General features: G+C 59.8%; 18 protein-coding genes. 11 read left to right on the forward strand and 7 right to left on the reverse strand.

What is annotated here, in order from left to right; all coding sequences use genetic code 11:
- Positions 1-94: 94 nt before the first annotated feature.
- The 8 genes from phnG to phnN all read left to right on the forward strand — a co-directional run bounded on the left by phnG (position 95) and on the right by phnN (position 5,724).
- Positions 95-550 carry a phosphonate C-P lyase system protein PhnG gene (gene phnG, locus DHN60_RS06925; protein ID WP_108836549.1) on the forward strand — a complete coding sequence of 152 codons (456 nt, stop codon included), beginning with the start codon at positions 95-97 and terminating at the stop codon, positions 548-550.
- Complete coding sequence (phnH, locus tag DHN60_RS06930; protein ID WP_108836550.1) at positions 550-1,110, forward strand: phosphonate C-P lyase system protein PhnH; 561 nt, start codon at positions 550-552, stop codon at positions 1,108-1,110. Before phnG ends, phnH begins: the two co-directional genes overlap by 1 nt.
- 2 nt (positions 1,111-1,112) lie before the next feature.
- Positions 1,113-2,204 carry a carbon-phosphorus lyase complex subunit PhnI gene (locus DHN60_RS06935; RefSeq protein ID WP_108836551.1) on the forward strand — a complete coding sequence of 364 codons (1,092 nt, stop codon included), beginning with the start codon at positions 1,113-1,115 and terminating at the stop codon, positions 2,202-2,204.
- Between the two features lie 208 nt (positions 2,205-2,412).
- Positions 2,413-3,285, forward strand: a complete 873-nt coding sequence (locus DHN60_RS06940; RefSeq protein WP_108836552.1) for an alpha-D-ribose 1-methylphosphonate 5-phosphate C-P-lyase PhnJ — start codon at positions 2,413-2,415, stop codon at positions 3,283-3,285.
- Positions 3,282-3,671: a VOC family protein gene (locus DHN60_RS06945; protein WP_108836553.1), complete on the forward strand. Its 390-nt coding sequence runs from the start codon at positions 3,282-3,284 to the stop codon at positions 3,669-3,671. The genes DHN60_RS06940 and DHN60_RS06945 overlap by 4 nt, the downstream gene beginning before the upstream one ends.
- Positions 3,658-4,437 (forward strand): phosphonate C-P lyase system protein PhnK, encoded by a 780-nt coding sequence (phnK, locus tag DHN60_RS06950; RefSeq protein WP_108836554.1) that lies wholly within the window; start codon positions 3,658-3,660, stop codon positions 4,435-4,437. Before DHN60_RS06945 ends, phnK begins: the two co-directional genes overlap by 14 nt.
- Positions 4,438-4,501: 64 nt before the next feature.
- On the forward strand, positions 4,502-5,185 hold the full coding sequence (phnL, locus tag DHN60_RS06955; RefSeq protein ID WP_108836737.1) for a phosphonate C-P lyase system protein PhnL: 684 nt from the start codon (positions 4,502-4,504) through the stop codon (positions 5,183-5,185).
- Positions 5,182-5,724 (forward strand): phosphonate metabolism protein/1,5-bisphosphokinase (PRPP-forming) PhnN, encoded by a 543-nt coding sequence (gene phnN / locus DHN60_RS06960; RefSeq protein ID WP_108836555.1) that lies wholly within the window; start codon positions 5,182-5,184, stop codon positions 5,722-5,724. The genes phnL and phnN overlap by 4 nt, the downstream gene beginning before the upstream one ends.
- Here phnN and DHN60_RS06965 read toward each other — a convergent pair.
- Positions 5,706-6,386, reverse strand: a complete 681-nt coding sequence (locus DHN60_RS06965) for a DUF1045 domain-containing protein (RefSeq protein ID WP_234423558.1) — start codon at positions 6,384-6,386, stop codon at positions 5,706-5,708. The two genes, phnN and DHN60_RS06965, sit on opposite strands and share 19 nt — an antisense overlap.
- A gap of 34 nt (positions 6,387-6,420) precedes the next feature.
- On the opposite strand from DHN60_RS06965, the gene DHN60_RS06970 reads away from it, so the two are divergent.
- The gene (locus DHN60_RS06970; RefSeq protein WP_108836557.1) at positions 6,421-7,563 is read left to right on the forward strand and encodes an alpha-D-ribose 1-methylphosphonate 5-triphosphate diphosphatase; all 1,143 of its coding nucleotides are present in this window, start codon (positions 6,421-6,423) and stop codon (positions 7,561-7,563) included.
- A 54-nt stretch (positions 7,564-7,617) separates the two neighbouring features.
- Here DHN60_RS06970 and DHN60_RS06975 read toward each other — a convergent pair whose 3' ends face one another.
- On the reverse strand, positions 7,618-8,106 hold the full coding sequence (locus DHN60_RS06975; protein ID WP_234423559.1) for a fasciclin domain-containing protein: 489 nt from the start codon (positions 8,104-8,106) through the stop codon (positions 7,618-7,620).
- Between the two features lie 160 nt (positions 8,107-8,266).
- Here DHN60_RS06975 and DHN60_RS06980 point away from each other — a divergent pair, with 160 nt between their 5' ends.
- Entirely contained in the window at positions 8,267-9,118 is an 852-nt protein-coding gene (locus tag DHN60_RS06980) for a DUF6502 family protein (protein WP_108836559.1), read from the forward strand.
- Positions 9,115-10,077, forward strand: a complete 963-nt coding sequence (locus tag DHN60_RS06985) for a hypothetical protein (protein WP_159089140.1) — start codon at positions 9,115-9,117, stop codon at positions 10,075-10,077. Before DHN60_RS06980 ends, DHN60_RS06985 begins: the two co-directional genes overlap by 4 nt.
- A gap of 7 nt (positions 10,078-10,084) precedes the next feature.
- On the opposite strand, the gene urtE is transcribed toward DHN60_RS06985, so the two are convergent.
- From urtE to urtA, 5 genes are all read right to left on the reverse strand, one after another.
- Positions 10,085-10,792, reverse strand: coding sequence for an urea ABC transporter ATP-binding subunit UrtE (gene urtE, locus DHN60_RS06990; protein WP_108836561.1), 708 nt, complete (start codon positions 10,790-10,792; stop codon positions 10,085-10,087).
- Positions 10,782-11,522 (reverse strand): urea ABC transporter ATP-binding protein UrtD, encoded by a 741-nt coding sequence (urtD, locus tag DHN60_RS06995; RefSeq protein ID WP_108836562.1) that lies wholly within the window; start codon positions 11,520-11,522, stop codon positions 10,782-10,784. The genes urtE and urtD overlap by 11 nt, the downstream gene beginning before the upstream one ends.
- Complete coding sequence (gene urtC / locus DHN60_RS07000; protein WP_234423570.1) at positions 11,519-12,697, reverse strand: urea ABC transporter permease subunit UrtC; 1,179 nt, start codon at positions 12,695-12,697, stop codon at positions 11,519-11,521. The genes urtD and urtC overlap by 4 nt, the downstream gene beginning before the upstream one ends.
- A 103-nt stretch (positions 12,698-12,800) precedes the next feature.
- The gene (gene urtB / locus DHN60_RS07005) at positions 12,801-14,756 is read right to left on the reverse strand and encodes an urea ABC transporter permease subunit UrtB (protein ID WP_108836564.1); all 1,956 of its coding nucleotides are present in this window, start codon (positions 14,754-14,756) and stop codon (positions 12,801-12,803) included.
- Between the two features lie 64 nt (positions 14,757-14,820).
- Positions 14,821-16,098, reverse strand: coding sequence for an urea ABC transporter substrate-binding protein (urtA, locus tag DHN60_RS07010; RefSeq protein ID WP_108836565.1), 1,278 nt, complete (start codon positions 16,096-16,098; stop codon positions 14,821-14,823).
- Positions 16,099-16,310: the final 212 nt, after the last annotated feature.

The following is a 16,310-nucleotide window of genomic DNA, read 5'->3' on the forward strand; positions in this document are numbered from 1 at the left end:
AAACTTTCACATGAATTGGGTGGACGGGCGCGGCGCGCGGGTCTATGATTTGTCTAGTTGTATAGTGATCTCGACAACTTCGCAAGGTGTATAGATGGACGGAACTCTGGATCCCAATGCTGCCCGCAAGGCGTGGCTGTCAGTTCTGGCCAAGGCCGATGCGGATGCGGTCGGCGCCCTATGGGCTGAAACGGGCCTTGCCCCCGAACACAGCGTGTTGCGCGCGCCAGAAATTGGCGCGGTGATGGTGCGCGGGCGTGCAGGGGCGGTGGGCGCTCCGTTCAACATGGGTGAAATGACGGTGACCCGGGCGTCTGTCCGACTGGCCACGGGCGAGGTCGGCCATGGCTATGTGCAGGGGCGCGGCAAGGATCACGCGCGCACGGCTGCGTTGGTCGATGCTCTGATGCAAACTGATCAGGCGGGTGTTGTCGAGGCCGGTGTGCTGACCCCGCTGCGCGATGCGGCCAGCACCCGCAGGGCAACCCGTGCGGCCAAAGCCGCCGCCACCAAGGTCGACTTTTTCACCATCGCACGCGGAGAAGACTGATGGATCACGCCAGCCTTGCCGGAGGGTTCACCAACCCGCCGCATCAATCTGCAAACGCTTTTCGCGCTGTGATGCAGGCCATGGCGCGCCCCGGTACGATTCACGACTTGGACGGCGCGGTCCCGCCCGCGCCTTTGTCAGTGGCAGCGGGCACCGTCATCATGACACTGTGTGATCCGGAAACAGGCGTACATCTGGCCGGGCAGTATGACGTGCCCGAAGTCCGCGACTGGATCACCTTTCACACCGGCGCCCCGCTGGTCAACGCGAACGCAGCCAGTTTTGTGGTGGGCACGTGGGATGCGATCCCCATAGATATCCTCGCCCTTGGTACGCCGGAATACCCGGACCGGTCCGCCACAGTAATTGTGGAAACGCCCGAAATCATGACGTCCGGGGCCACCCTGCGCGGGCCGGGGATCAAGGGCACCGCAGCGCTGAACCTGCCAGAGATAAAGGCGTTCCAACGTAACGCGCTCCTGTTCCCGCTGGGCCTTGATTTCATGTTCACCAGCGGGGCGCAGATCGCCGCCCTGCCTCGCAGCACAAAGGTGTCCTGACCATGTATGTAGCCGTCAAAGGGGGCGAAAAAGCCATTGATGCCGCCCACGCGTGGCTTGCCGAAGAACGGCGCGGGCCTGAGGATGTCGCTGAGCTAAGCGTCGATCAGATCAAGGAACAGTTGAAACTGGCCGTAAACCGGGTGATGGCCGAAGGCTCACTTTATGACCCTGACCTCGCAGCACTCGCCATCAAACAGGCGCGCGGGGACATGATCGAAGCGATCTTTCTGATCCGCGCCTATCGCACCACCCTGCCCCGCTTTGGCGGCTCTGAACCGGTAGACACGGACGCTATGGCCTGCGACCGGCGGGTGTCGGCCACGTTCAAGGACGCGCCCGGTGGGCAGGTGCTGGGGCCAACATTTGACTACACGCACCGTTTGCTGGATTTCAAACTGGCAGCAGACGGCGAGACGCCCAAGGCGGCGGAGCGGGCAGAAGAACCGGCGCCCAAACCGCACATCATGTCCTTTCTCGACCGCGAAGACTTGATTCAACCCGAACCAGAAGGGGCGGACACCCCGCCCGATCTCACCCGCGAACCGCTGGAACTGCCTGCCGCGCGCGCTCTGCGCCTTCAGTCGCTGACGCGCGGGGATGAGGGGTTCGTATTGGGCATGGCCTACTCGACCCAACGCGGCTACGCGCGCAACCACGCCTTTGTGGCCGAGCTGCGGATTGGCACATGCGCGGTTGAAATGGACATCCCAGAACTGGGTTTTGCGATTGAGATCGGCGAAGTCGAGTTGACCGAATGCGAAACGGTGAACCAGTTTCAGGGCTCCAAAACCCAGCCACCCCAGTTCACGCGCGGCTACGGGCTGGTGTTCGGGATGTCAGAACGCAAGGCGATTTCGATGGCTTTGGTGGACCGCGCGCTGCGCTGGAAAGAGCTGGGTGAAGACAATGTCGGCGCGCCTGCGCAGGACGAAGAATTTGTTCTTTATCATGCAGATAACGTTCAGGCGACGGGATTTCTGGAGCATATCAAACTGCCCCACTACGTTGATTTCCAGTCTGAATTGGAACTAATCCGCAAGCTGCGCCGCGAAGCGATGGACCGCGTGCCCAATCAGGAGGCGGCGGAATGACGAACCTCTGTGAACAATCAAAGGCAGGCGTCGAAGTGTTCGTCTCAGGTGTGGTCGCGCCGATCACTCGAACCGATCAACTGATCAACGGTCGTTCCCAAAATGATGCCGCCAATGGCAACGCTCAGCACGATCATCACGATGATTTGCATCTCTCATCCCTCTCAGGCGCCCCGCACACGGAATACGAGCAAATTGAGGCAATAGAATGACGGATTACAACTTTGCCTATCTGGACGAGCAGACCAAGCGGATGATCCGTCGCGCGATCCTCAAGGGGCTCGCCGTACCAGGATATCAGGTGCCCTTTGCCAGCCGTGAGATGCCAATGCCCTATGGTTGGGGCACCGGCGGGGTGCAGGTATCTGCCGCAGTGATGACCGCACGGGATGTGTTCAAGGTCATCGATCAGGGAGCAGACGATACCACCAACGCAGTGTCCATCCGCCGTTTTTTTGAACGCACCGCAGGTGTCGCCACGACCGAGGCGACCAGCGCGGCGAGCGTGATCCAGACCCGCCACCGCATTCCCGAAGAGCCGCTGAGCGAAGACCAGATCCTAGTCTATCAGGTGCCGATCCCGGAACCCTTGCGCTTTCTTGAACCTTCCGAGGTGGAGACGCGTAAGATGCACAGCCTCGAAGACTACGGGCTGATGCATGTGAAGCTCTATGAGGACATCAGCGCACATGGTGCCATCGCGACCGCTTATGCCTATCCGGTAAAGGTTGAAGGGCGATACGTGATGGACCCGTCGCCGATCCCAAAGTTCGACAATCCCAAGATGGAAATGTCAGCCATCCAGCTGTTTGGTGCGGGACGCGAGCAACGGATTTATGCCCTGCCGCCCTATACCCAAGTCGTCAGCCTCGATTTCGACGACTATCCGTTTGAGGCCAGCAAGGCCGATCATGCCTGCGGGCTTTGTGGAGCAACAGAAAGCTATCTGGACGAATTGATCGTGGATGACGCGGGCAATCGGATGTTCATGTGTTCAGACACAGATTACTGCGAGGGCCGCCGCCGCGCCGGCCATGTGGGCGCACAAGGCGTGCCCCTTGAACAAGAGGGAGCGGCATGAGCACGTTTGGAATAGATCATATCGGATTAACCGTCGCGGACCTGACCGCCTCACGGAATTTCTTTGTAGACTGCCTTGGCTGGACGCAGTTTGGCGGCAATGACGCCTATCCGTCGGCCTATGTGACCGATGGGGTGGCCAAACTGACCCTCTGGCAGCAACGTGGTGATACCGGTTTTGACCGTCATGAAACGGTTGGCCTGCACCACACAGCACTGAAGGTCGCCGATCGCGCCACGCTGGATGCGCTCTTTGAAAAGGTGCGGGACTGGCCCGGCGTCGTGGTCGAATTTGGGCCTGAATTTTCGGGCAAGGGTCCAAAAGTCCATTGCATGTTACGCGAACCGGGCGGAACCCGATTGGAGCTGTCTTATGACCCAAGATAACCCGCTGTTGCAGGTCGAAGGACTGTCCAAATTCTATGGCCACCGGATTGGCTGTGCAGATGTTGGCTTTGATCTTTACCCCGGCGAAGTCATGGGTATCGTAGGCGAATCCGGGTCAGGCAAATCGACGTTGCTCAACTGTCTGGCCGGCCATCTGCCCCCGGATCAGGGACGCGTGATGTTTGACACCCGTGCGGATGGCATGCGCGACACCGTCACCATGTCAGAACCCGAACGCCGTATGCTGGGGCGCACCGACTGGGCCTTTGTGCACCAGCATGCGCGCGATGGATTGCGCATGAATGTGAGTGCAGGCGGCAATGTGGGCGAACGGCTGATGGCTGTGGGCGCGCGTCACTATGGTGACATTCGCGGGACCGCCATCGACTGGCTGGACCGGGTGGAGATTGCCGAGGACCGCATCGATGACCGCCCCCGCCAGTTTTCTGGTGGCATGCAGCAACGCCTTCAGATCGCGCGCAATCTGGTGACGGGGCCACGTCTGGTGTTCATGGACGAGCCGACCGGTGGTCTGGATGTTTCGGTTCAGGCCCGGCTGCTTGATCTGTTGCGCGGTTTGGTACGCGAGATGGGTCTGAGCGCGATCATCGTCACCCATGACCTCGCTGTTGTGCGTTTGCTGGCGCACCGGCTGATGGTGATGAAGGACGGATATGTCGTTGAAACAGGCCTTACCGATCAGGTGCTGGACGATCCGCAGCATGGGTACACCCAGCTGTTGGTGTCGAGTGTGTTGCAGGTGTGAGCGCCCATTGGGGGGCCAGCCCCCCAAACCCCCCGTGGTATTTTAGGTCAAAAGAAACATGACAATGATCAAAATAGAAAATGTCGCCAAAAGCTTTGTTCTGCACAATCAGGGCAGTGCGATCATCCCGGTGATGGACGGGGCCGCGCTGTCAGTCGCCGCTGGTGAGTGCGTGGCGCTGGTTGGGGCCTCGGGGGCGGGCAAATCCACACTGATGCGCATGATCTATGGCAACTACACAGCGCAGGCCGGGCGCATCATGGTCGGGGATGTTGATGTGGCCAGTGCCGCACCGCGCGAGATACTGGAATTGCGCCGCACGACACTTGGCTATGTGAGCCAGTTTCTGCGTGTGGTCCCCCGTGTCCCCACACTTGAGGTGGTCGCAGAACCCCTGCGTGCGGTTGGCGTGGACAGCGCTGCAGCCGAAATGCGTGCGCGCGATCTGCTGTCCCGGCTGAACATTCCCGAACGGCTCTGGACGCTTAGCCCGACCACCTTTTCGGGGGGCGAACAACAACGTGTGAACATCGCGCGGGGTTTTGCCTTTGAATACCCGGCGATGCTGCTGGATGAACCCACTGCCAGCCTTGATGCGACCAATCGGGCCGTGGTGCTGGACCTGATCCTTGCCGCCAAGGCGCGTGGGGCAGCCATTGTTGGCATTTTCCATGATGAAGCTGCGCGGACCGAAGTGTGTGACCGCGAGGTAGATGTCAGTGTCTTTACCCCCGGGGTCGCGGCATGAGCGGTCGGCTGATTGCGGTTGTTGGCCCCTCCGGCGTTGGCAAGGACACGGTGATGGAGGCCATGGCGCAGGCTGATCCCCGCCTTGGCCTTGTGCGCCGTGTGATCACCCGGCCCAGCGCAGCGGGCGGAGAGGTGTTTGAGGGCGTCAATGTGGCCGAGTTCAAAGCGCGGCTTGCCGAGGGCGAGTTTGCATTGCACTGGGGCGCGCATGGGCTGTTTTACGGTGTACCTGCGGATGTCGACGCCGACCTTGGGGCCGGGCGCGACATGCTGGTGAACCTGTCGCGCGGGGTGCTGGTTGAGGCATCCTTGCGTTTTCCCGGTCTCGTCACCATCGCCCTCACGGCAACCCCAGAGGTTCTGGCCGCCCGTCTTGCCGCACGTGGGCGCGAGGACGCGGATGAGATCAAACGACGGCTGGCGCGTGCAGGGTCCGGGTTGCCCGATGGCGTTCCCGCGATCACAATCGACAACTCCGAGTCGTTAGAAACAACTGTGCAGACTGCCCTCGCAGCACTTTATCCGGTCAGGGCGTAGCGGTGGATTTGATGGAACTTTCCAGCGTCGTCTTCGCCCAGAAGGGTCAGACCGTTGATCCTGTAGGGCGCGAGATCAAGGGCGGACACCGGAGCCGCGAGCGCGCGTTGAACGCGTTCACAAACGTCGGCCTCCAACTTTCCGCTCAGCGTCAGGTGAAAGCGGAACTGATCGAGCACGTAAGGGTAACCCCAACGCATCAGATGTGCCTCCTGGGCGGCACTCAGTCGAGAGGCACGGCGCTTGGCCAATTCGGCTTCGTTCGGGGGCGTGCGGAAAGCATCCAATTCTTGGACGGCACGCCCCGCCAGAGCGCCAAGGGCCGAGGCATCGCCCGAAGGCACCAAAGCCACAAAGCGGCCCAGACGGGCCAGTTCCAACCCTTCCAGCGTGACCAGGGCTGCATCGGCGCACAATGTGGCCACCGCATCAGCCAGACCTTGGGCTGTCATCCCCTCTGCCAGCCGGAAGGGCGGTTTGATTGTGCCGTGGAACCCATATTTGCGCGGCGTGGCTGTGATCTGTGCGACGTCCAGTCCGTCCATGCTGGGGTGCGCCTGCGCAGCCCCGGCCGCGCTGTCCCATCCCAGCCATTTTGCCCCGAATTCGGCCAACGGCGTACCGGGTGCGGGCGTGTAGTAGATGGCGTAGCGCGTAAACATATTCGATCCCATTCCAGTTTGAGATGACATCCACATGACACAAGAAACGATCCTCGCCAACGCCAAGCTGATCCTTAGGGATGAGGTCGTCACCGGCTGCCTGAAATTAAACGATGGGGCAATCAGCGCGATTGATACAGGAGCGTCGGTACCCTCAGGTGCGCTCGATTGCGGCGGCGACTATCTGGCCCCCGGGCTGATTGAACTGCACACCGACAATCTTGAACGCCATATCTCGCCCCGCCCCGGAGTTGCTTGGCCGCACAGCGCCGCAATCCTTGCCCATGACCGCGAAATGGCGGGCTGCGGGATCACCACCGTTTTTGATGCAATGCGCGTGGGGTCTATCCCTTCGGCCAAGGCGCGGTACAAGAAATACGCCCGCGAGTTATCTTCTGAAATGCTCGCATTGCGCGCCCGCGGGGCGCTCAAGGTCAGCCACTTCCTCCACCTGCGGGCCGAGATTTGTTCTGAGACCCTGACCGAGGAGTTGGCTGAGTTCACACCTGACGACCGCGTCGGCATCGTTAGCCTGATGGACCACACCCCAGGGCAGCGTCAGTTCCGCGACATCGCCAAGATGAAAGCCTATGTGATGGGCAAAAATAACCTCAGCGCAGATGAATTCGCCGAGCATCTCGCCAAACTGCAAGGATTGCAGAAACGGCTTGGGGCCGCACACGAGGCAGCGGCAGTGCAAGAAGGCCTGCGACTGGGGGCCGTTCTGGCCAGCCACGATGACACCACAGTCGAACAGGTCGCAACCTCTGCTGTGCACGGCGTGACGATGGCTGAATTTCCCACGACTGTTGAAGCAGCGCAGGCGTGTCGCGACCACGACATTGCGATCATCATGGGCGCGCCAAACCTTGTGCGGGGTGGTTCACATTCTGGCAATGTGGCCGCCAAGGACTTGGCCGAGCGGGATCTGCTCGACATTGTTTCGTCTGACTATGTGCCCGCCGCTCTGCTGATGTCAGCGGTGCAGCTGGGTGAAATCTGGGGGGATATGGCGCGCGGGCTCGCTACCGCCACGGCCAATCCCGCCCGATCTGTGGGTCTAAAGGATCGTGGTGTGTTGGAGATCGGCAAGCGGGCGGATGTGGTCCGCTTTGCGCTGGATGATCATACGCCCGTGGCGCGTCAGGTCTGGAGCCTTGGCGCACAAGTCGCCTAAAGGCAGAAAGGACCCCCGCACAGACACACTGCGCGAGGGTCAGTCCCGAGTGGATTATGGCAGCAGGACGCTGTCGATGACGTGGATCACGCCGTTCGATGCCAGAATGTCGGCTTGGACAACGTTCGCTTTTTCGACTTTGACGCCATTGCGGCCATCAATGTGCAGGTCCGCGCCGTTCACTGTGGTGACGCCCAGACGTTGACCGGCAAGATCAGTGGACAGCGTTTGACCGGGCACAACGTGATACGTCAGGATCGCAACCAGTTTGTCTTTGTTTTCAGGCAACAGCAGGCTGTCGACAGTGCCGGCTGGCAGCTTGGCAAAGGCTGCGTCTGTTGGGGCAAAGACAGTGAAGGGGCCCGGGCTTTTCAGCGTATCAACGAGACCAGCGGCCTGCACAGCAGCCACCAGAGTGGTGAAAGAACCGGCGGCGACAGCTGTATCGACGATATCAGGTTCTGAGCTGAATTCGGCACAAGCACCGAGAGCTGCGAGGGTGGCACCGGCAACGGTCATTTTCATAAAGCTACGGCGTTTCATATCTTAGTCTCCTTGGTCAGGTGGGGCGCGGGCGGCCATCACTCTTGTCGTGTTGCATTTGTGGGTGGGAATTTTTCCCACACGAGGCGAAGTGACGCACGATTGAAGAAAATCAAGGAATCTCGTGGAAAAAAATTCCACGCGCGCTTAATTTAATGTCATGGCAAGCATCGACCCATCCAACGCATCCGACGCATTTGTTCGTGTTCTCAGAGGGTTACTTCGCCCTCTGGTGCGCACAATGATTGCACGTGGGCTGACGGCGCCAGTAATCTATGCACTGCTCAAACGGGTCTATGTCGAGGTCGCTCAAGAAAGTTTTGGCCTGGACGGCACCCCGCCAACCGACAGCCGCATCGCAATGTTGACCGGCGTACACCGCAAAGACATCCGCACGATCCGCGCCGAAACCGATGACGGCACGTCTGAGGCACGGCGCAAAAGTGCACTGCTGGCCACGATCATCGGGCAATGGATGTCGCATCCTGACTTTACCGATGCATCTGGCGCGTCACTGCCCCTGCCCCGCGCGTCCGACGACGGCGAGAGTTTCGAAACTCTTGTCCGATCGATCAGCAAGGATGTGCGCCCGCGCACTGTGCTGGACGAATTGGAACGCGGCGGTCTTGTCACGGCAAAAGACGACCTTTTGCACCTGAACGCCGAGGCAATCGTGGGCACCGCCACCGCATCCGACAAAGAGGCGTTCTTTGGCGCCAACGTCGGTGATCATTTGGCCGCCGCCACAGAAAACCTGCTCGCGGACACACCACCCTTCTTTGAACGCTCGGTTTTCTACAATCAGATGACGCCCAAAGCCGTGGACGACATCGAGGACTCTGCCCGCGCACAGGCGCAAGCCATGCTCGAAGAGCTCAACCGCCAAAGCAGCGCCGCCCATCGGCGTGACAAAGGCAAAAGCGGGCCGCGCCAACGCTACCGTCTGGGGGTTTATTTTTACCGCGAAGACGCGGATACAGACACAGACACACAAGGGCCGGACAAGACGTGACACGCCTCAATCGACGCCACATATTGAGCCTGATGGGGGCAACAGCGCTGACAGGGTGTGCCCCGGCCATATCTACGTCACAACTGGGCGATGACCCGTTTGAAGGCGGCATCGGCGGCACCGGGATCGTGGGACTGATGACAGGCACCGGCAGCGTGCTACTCAACGGCTTGCGAGTCGAAATACCCGGCACCACCCGCATCTTTGCCAATGGGAGTGCGGCAAGTGACAGCATGCTGGTGCCGGGCACAGCCCTTAGCATGGTGGCCTACGCCCGCCGTGGCCGGTTCGAAGCGCAACAGATCGACATCGACGCGCCGCTGATCGGCACGCTCACGCGCACATCGCGCGGTTTTGCGATCAACGGAACGTCCGTGCAGATCGCCCGTGCGGCCGCCTTTGCCGGTCAGCGCGTGGCAGCGCACGGGCTGTGGCAACCCGATGGGTCCCTGCGCGGCAGCCTTGTTCAGGCCATCCCAAGCGACACAGACAGCGTCGCAGGTGTGGCCGTTGGCAGCCCAGGCACAGGTTGGAAGATCGGACAAACCCCCGTCGCCTTGCCAGAGGGCGGAATTTTGATTGCGGGCCAGTTCGCCATCGCTGCGGGCAAATTCGCTGACGGCACCCTCACCGCCACATCGTTGGAACTGGGGCGATTCCGGGGTGGGCAAGCCCTGCGCCAATTGTCCATCGAAGGATACCTTGAACCCATCGCAGCCGCCCCCGGCTTCCGCATTTCTGGCCTCGGTCACAGCTTTGATCGCCGCCTTGCGCTCAACCCGTTTGCGCAAGCGCGCGCGCTCTATTTTGGCCCCTATGACGGACGGTTCCGGGCGCGTCGCGCGGTCGTACTGCCCGAAAATCAAGGAACACGTCAGGCCCTGCTGCGCCCTGCCGAGGGTGAAAATTTTGCCCAAGGACTGACAGGCACAGCCGCCAAACCCATCGACACACAATAAGGCCGGATTAGACGGACACAGCCGCCAACAGCGTGTCCCGCTCGATCTCGTCGCTACGTCCGCTCAACTTTTCCGCGCCACGTTCCAGAACCAGAAACTGATCGCCTAACTCTCGGGCAAAGTCGAAATACTGTTCGACCAGCACGATGCCCATGTCACCCCGATCTCGAAGCTGCGCAATCACGCGGCCAATCTGCTGGATAATATTGGGCTGGATGCCCTCGGTTGGCTCGTCCAGCAGCAACAGTTTGGGTCGGGTCACAAGGGCGCGCGCGATGGCCAACTGTTGTTGCTGACCGCCAGACAAATCGCCCCCGCGCCGGCCAAGGAACTCCTTGAGGATCGGGAACAGGTCGAAAATCTCTTCTGGCACGGACCGTTCAGACCTTGGCAGGCAGGCAAAGCCAGTTTCGAGGTTCTCTTTCACTGTCAGAAACGGAAAAATCTCGCGCCCTTGTGGGACATAGGCCACCCCGGCTTGCGCAAGCGTATGTGCCGAGGCGCGGCCAATCTCGACCCCGTCCAACATGTAGGTCCCGCCCAAACGGGGGTGTGTGCCTGAGATGGCCTTGAGCAGGCTCGTTTTGCCCACGCCATTGGTGCCCATCACGCAAGTGACCTCACCGCGCTTGGCCGTGACGCTGACCCGGTTCAGGATCTGACTGCCGCCATAATGCAGCGTGAGGTCCGAAATGCTGAGGACGTTATCTGCCAAGATACACCTCGATCACTTTCTCATTTGCGGTGACGTGATCCAAGCTGCCCTCGGCCAGCACCGATCCTTCGTGCAGCACCGTTACCTTGCAGTTCAGACGACGCACAAACTCCATATCATGCTCGACCACGACCACGGCCCGGGTCTTGGCCGCCTCCACCAGAATATCTGTCGTATGCTCCCGCTCTGCCGGGGTCATGCCCGCCGCAGGTTCATCAACCAGCAACAGGCGCGGGTCCTGCGCCAGCAGCATTCCGATCTCAAGCCACTGCTTTTGCCCATGGCTCAACTCACCCGATTTGCGCGGCAGTTGGTCCGTCAGACCAATTTCTTCGGCAAGCTTTGCCACCGCCTCGTGATCTTCGCGCGCGGGGCGAAAACGTAAGACAGCCCACGGGCTGCGGTCCTTTTTCAGCGCCATCATCAGATTGTCGGCGACGCTCTGATCCTCGAACACCGTCGGGCGCTGGAATTTGCGGCCAATGCCTGCTTGGGCGATCTGGCTCTCGCTTAGCTTCAGCAGCGAGCGGGATTTTTCACCGAACAGCACAGTGCCCTCATCCGGTTTCGTCTTGCCCGTCACGATGTCCATGAAGGTGGTTTTACCCGCCCCATTAGGCCCAATCACGGCACGCATTTCTGGCTCACCGATCTGAAAGGACAGGTTGTTGATTGCCTTGAACCCGTCAAAGGTTTTGGAGACACCCGAGACTTCGAGAAGTGTGCTCATTTGTTCGCCTCACTTTCGCGCAAAGAACCGGCATCAGGCCCAAGGTCTGCACCGTGGCGGTTGGGGCTTGGGATCATGTCGAGCAGCCCCCCGATACCCTTGGGCGCGAACAGCGTGACCGCCACAAAAGAGAACCCAAGCAGCACGGTCCACCAGTCCACCCATGAGATCGTGTAAAAGCCAAGGTTGATATCCGGCGCCTGCCCGCCTGTGAACCAAGTGGAAACAAGCGAGACAAAAGCCGCCCCGATCACCGCGCCATAAAGGCGTCCGCGCCCGCCGATGGCGACCCAGACCGCAAGGTAGATCGAGGCGATGGGCGCAATCTCTGCCGGGTTGATGATACCGGCTTGTGGGTAATAGAGCGCCCCCGCGACGGCGGCGATCACCGCCGTCAGGGTAAAGATGGTCAGCTTATATGCCTCGACAGAATAGCCCAGAAAACGCACCCGCGCCTCGTCATCACGGATCGCGCGAATGACTGACCCGAACTTGCCCGACACGATCCAAGCACACAGCAGATAGGCAAGGCCAAGGCCCAAAGCCGAAGCCCACAGGAACCAGATCGACACCGTGGATTGTGGCACGTCGCCCAATCCGGGCAGGTTTTGCAGACCGGACAAACCGTTATTGCCACGCAGTCCACTGTCGTTCTGAAACAGATAAAGCGCGAGGGCCAGCGTCATCGCCTGGGTCAGGATCGACAAGTACACGCCCGTCACACGGCTGCGGAAGGCAAGCCAGCCAAATACCAGAGCGAGCAGCCCCGGCACAATCACGATGGCCGCCAGTTGCAGCGGCAAGGAATGTGCAAAGGCCCAGATTGGCGGGAATTCCGAGGCCCCGACCACGCCGAATATCTGCGTCGCAATCCCTTGGGAAATCTCCCCGGCTGTGGGCGGCAAGGGGGCTGCCGCAAGGCTTTGCACCACAATGATCTCGGTGCGGGCATACATCAGCCACATGCCGATGGCGTAGCCGCCAATGCCGAAGAACGCCATGTGGCCAAGGCTGAGGATTCCGCAGTAGCCCCAGACCAGATCCATCGCGAGCGCGACCATGCACAGGCACAGGGTCTTGCCCAGAGTTTTGACAAAGCTAGTCGAGATGACGCCAATCCCGAACCCTTCGGCAAGGATCGTGACGCTGATGGTGAAAAGCGCGAGGCACGCCATAAAGATCAGAACCGACGGGTGGCGCGCGATGAAGCTGCGGGACTGGAGGCCCGCCTCCAGACCTCCGTGGTATTTTGGGTCAGAAGAAACTGTATCGGTCATATCAAGCCTCCGCTGCGCGGCCCTTGAGGGCGATGATGCCGCGGGGACGGAACTGGATGAACAGGATGATAAAGAGGATCATGTAGGTTTGGGCCGCCAGCGTGTTGGACGGGTTCAGCCATTCGATCCCTTTTTGCATCGTGCCGACCATGGCGGCCCCCAACAGGGTGCCCCAGATGTTGCCGACGCCACCAACAACCACTGTCATAAAGGATTGGACGATATAGTCGGACCCCATCTCGGACGTGACCTTGGCATATAGCCCGATGGCGACCCCGGCGATGCCCGCGATGCCCGACCCGAACCCAAAGGTCAGCATGTTGATCCGATCCGGGTTGATCCCCATCGACGCCGCCATGCGCGGGTTTTGCGTGACAGCCCGGACCTCAAGCCCAAGGCGCGTGCGGTTCATCACGATCAGGAAGATGGCGAGGAAGATCAGGGCAAGGATGAAAATCGCGATCCTGATATAGCTGATCGACACGATGTCGTTGATCACCATGGACCCATCGAGCCAGCCGGGAGCTGTAAGCGGCCGGGCTTGGGTCCCAAAGATGTTCTTGGCCAGCTGTTGCAGCGCGATGGACACACCGAAGGTGGCCAGCAGTGTCTCCAAAGGTCGATGATAAAGCCAGCGGATCACCAAGCGCTCCATCGCGACCCCAGCCGCAAAAGTCACCATAAAGGCCAGCGGAATGGCCAGCAGGATCGACAATGTGTGATCGGGCACGAACAGCTGCACCACATAGCCCGTATAAGCGCCCATCATGATGAATTCGCCATGGGCCATGTTGATCACCCCCATCACGCCAAAGGTGATGGCGAGGCCGATCGCGGCGAGGAAATAGATCGAGGCAAGCGAGATCGCATCAAGCGCGAGGTCTGCCGTCTGATTCAATGCGACGGACGTCTCAATATCGCTCAGCACCGCTTGTGCCGCGATTGCAACACCGGGTGGGGCACCGATGAAAACCTCGTAGAACTGATACGCACCAAGGGCCGTGTCGATCTCTTCCGTGGTTGCCGCCGGTTCTGCGAGGCCCTGTTCTACCAGCGTTGCAAAGGCCGCGTTGCGCGCACTGTCTGTATCAAGGCTTGCGACCTGCACACCGGCGACAGTGTCGCCATCAATATTGCGGATCAGTGCTTCGCGTACTTCGTTCGCGGGGATCAATGGTGGGGCAAGATCAGCCCGTACAAGCAGATCGTATGCTTCGGTCTTAGGCAGGGCTTCATCCCCTGGTGTGACGACGCGGATAACTTCGGGGCCCACTGGCACGGCCTCGCCGACCTCAATCCGGGTGGCAACAAGTGGGTTCAAAGCAGCGCGGGCATCCACACCCAGATCGCCCGCGAAGTAGGAAATCGCGTCAATCTTTTCATTGTCATCTGCACCGAACTCGATTGTCAGCAAGCGTTCTAGCCGTGTCATCTGGTCAGAAAGGGCCGGGTCGGTTTCGCCTTCCATCACGTCGCGCAAGGCAGGTAGGTGGGTCTCGTCCGGATCGCGTGAAATCGCCTCCAGCGCGGTAAAACGGACAGTTGCATCCGGATCAATCAGCTGGAACTTCACCAGACCGGCGGCAATCAATCCACGCACACCGCTGTTTGGTTTGAGCTGTTTGAAACGATCGTCCGGGACTTCTCCCAGATCAGTGCCATCGCCAACATCGAAAATGCGGATCGTGTCGCGGTCGATCTCTTCGGCAAAGACGAACAGGCCAGTTTCTTCGTCCAACCACATCTCTTTGTTTTGCCAACGTTCCAACACCGCTTGAGCGGCAGGCAAACCGCTGTCGATCAGCGCATCGATGGCAACCTGAATGGTTTTGCGGGACGCTTTGGCCAGCAGGTCTGCATGGGTCTGCATCACTTGCTGAATGGGGGCATCTGCGTTTTGGGCAGAGGCTGGAAATGCGAGGCCAAGGCAAATCAAGAAGGCCAGAAATCGTTGCATGTATACCTGCCCCAAGGTGATCAGAGGGCGGATATTCCGCCCCCCGAAAAGTCTTTAATTCAGATTAGTAGTTGGATTCGATCTGCACGCAGGTGCTGGTTTCGGTGTTGTACATACCGCAACCCAGCTCTTTCCAATCCGACTTGAGAACAGCCGACTCGGGCAGGAAGTCTGTCCATGCATCGCCCGGAACCGGCTCGGTCGCCGAGATGATGTCGAACTGACCGTCCGCCTGGATTTCACCGATCAGAACCGGCTTGGCCAAGTGGTGGTTGGGCAACATTACAGCGGTGCCGCCTGTGAGGTTCGGGAACTCTTGACCGTACATCGCGGTGCGCACGGCATCGACGTCTGTGGTGCCAGCCGCTGTGGCCGCGTTCACCCACATGTTAAAGCCGATAAAGTGGGCCTCCATTGGGTCGTTGGTCACACGCTCTTCACCCATACGGGCTTTCCATGCTTCGACCCATGCCTCGTTGGCATCAGATTCCGCAGACTGGAAGTAGTTCCACGCAGCGAGGTGACCGACCAGATCGGATGTGTCGAGGCCGGACAGTTCTTCTTCACCAACCGAGAAGGCCACGACTGGGATGTCATCCGCAGAGATACCAGCGGCTGCCAGTTCTTTGTAAAAGCCAATGTTGGCGTCGCCGTTGATGGTCGAAATCACGCCCACCTTTTTGCCGTCAGCGCCCAGCGCCACAACGTCTGCAACGATCTTGGACCAGTCAGAGTGACCGAAAGGCGTGTAGTTCACAAAGATGTCTTCGGCAGCGATGCCTTTTTCCTGAAGGTAAGCTTCAAGAATGTTGTTCGTTGTGCGGGGATAGACATAGTCGGTGCCCAGCAGCGCGAACTTTTCGACTTCCAGCTCTTCGAGGAAGTAGTCGGTCGCAGGGATCGCCTGTTGGTTGGGCGCAGCGCCCGTGTAGAACACGTTTTTGGAAGATTCTTCACCTTCGTACTGCACAGGGTAGAACATCAGGCCGTTCAGTTCTTCAAGAACGGGCAGCGCGGATTTGCGCGACACGGACGTCCACGACCCAAAGATCACGTCTACTTCCTGAACAGTCAGCAATTCACGCGCTTTTTCAGCGAACAGGGGCCAGTCGGAGGCAGGGTCGACCACAACCGCTTCCAAATCACAGCCCAGCAAACCACCGGCTTCGTTTTGCTGTTCGACCAGCATTTCCATCGTGTCTTTAAGAGTTGTTTCCGAAATCGCCATCGTGCCGGACAGCGAGTGCAGAACACCCACTTTGATCGGGCAGTCCTGAGCGACGGCGGGGAGCACGCTGGCCAGCAGTACGGCAGCGGTGGTTCCAAAAAGGGTTTTTGACATTGCGTTTCCTCTTGCGCGGTGCGCGAGGGCATTGCGAAATGGACCAAACGACCACATATCACCCTTGCGCTTTAAGTTTAGGCGCGTGCGGTGGTGTCCAGGCTTCGAAATCTGACGCCGCCGCACAATTTATCGGCCCACGATCGGACCGACACCCAGTTAGATACGCGACGGCGTTAGAGCCGAGTCAAACTTGCGCACTTTCTGAGCAG

The organism is Tateyamaria sp. Alg231-49, from assembly GCF_900143535.1.
In the GTDB taxonomy this organism is placed as follows: Bacteria; Pseudomonadota; Alphaproteobacteria; order Rhodobacterales; family Rhodobacteraceae; genus Tateyamaria.

Excerpts from the sequence above, each read along its gene's own strand:
- phnG (WP_108836549.1), top strand. The coding sequence starts at position 95 with ATGGACGGAACTCTGGATCCCAATGCTGCCCGCAAGGCGTGGCTGTCA.
- phnH (WP_108836550.1), top strand. The coding sequence starts at position 550 with ATGGATCACGCCAGCCTTGCCGGAGGGTTCACCAACCCGCCGCATCAA.
- DHN60_RS06935 (WP_108836551.1), top strand. The coding sequence starts at position 1,113 with ATGTATGTAGCCGTCAAAGGGGGCGAAAAAGCCATTGATGCCGCCCAC.
- DHN60_RS06940 (WP_108836552.1), top strand. The coding sequence starts at position 2,413 with ATGACGGATTACAACTTTGCCTATCTGGACGAGCAGACCAAGCGGATG.
- DHN60_RS06945 (WP_108836553.1), top strand. The coding sequence starts at position 3,282 with ATGAGCACGTTTGGAATAGATCATATCGGATTAACCGTCGCGGACCTG.
- phnK (WP_108836554.1), top strand. The coding sequence starts at position 3,658 with ATGACCCAAGATAACCCGCTGTTGCAGGTCGAAGGACTGTCCAAATTC.
- phnL (WP_108836737.1), top strand. The coding sequence starts at position 4,502 with ATGATCAAAATAGAAAATGTCGCCAAAAGCTTTGTTCTGCACAATCAG.
- phnN (WP_108836555.1), top strand. The coding sequence starts at position 5,182 with ATGAGCGGTCGGCTGATTGCGGTTGTTGGCCCCTCCGGCGTTGGCAAG.
- DHN60_RS06965 (WP_234423558.1), bottom strand. The coding sequence starts at position 6,386 with ATGTTTACGCGCTACGCCATCTACTACACGCCCGCACCCGGTACGCCG.
- DHN60_RS06970 (WP_108836557.1), top strand. The coding sequence starts at position 6,421 with ATGACACAAGAAACGATCCTCGCCAACGCCAAGCTGATCCTTAGGGAT.
- DHN60_RS06975 (WP_234423559.1), bottom strand. The coding sequence starts at position 8,106 with ATGAAACGCCGTAGCTTTATGAAAATGACCGTTGCCGGTGCCACCCTC.
- DHN60_RS06980 (WP_108836559.1), top strand. The coding sequence starts at position 8,267 with ATGGCAAGCATCGACCCATCCAACGCATCCGACGCATTTGTTCGTGTT.
- urtD (WP_108836562.1), bottom strand. The coding sequence starts at position 11,522 with ATGAGCACACTTCTCGAAGTCTCGGGTGTCTCCAAAACCTTTGACGGG.
- urtC (WP_234423570.1), bottom strand. The coding sequence starts at position 12,697 with ATGGCGTGCCTCGCGCTTTTCACCATCAGCGTCACGATCCTTGCCGAA.
- urtB (WP_108836564.1), bottom strand. The coding sequence starts at position 14,756 with ATGCAACGATTTCTGGCCTTCTTGATTTGCCTTGGCCTCGCATTTCCA.
- urtA (WP_108836565.1), bottom strand. The coding sequence starts at position 16,098 with ATGTCAAAAACCCTTTTTGGAACCACCGCTGCCGTACTGCTGGCCAGC.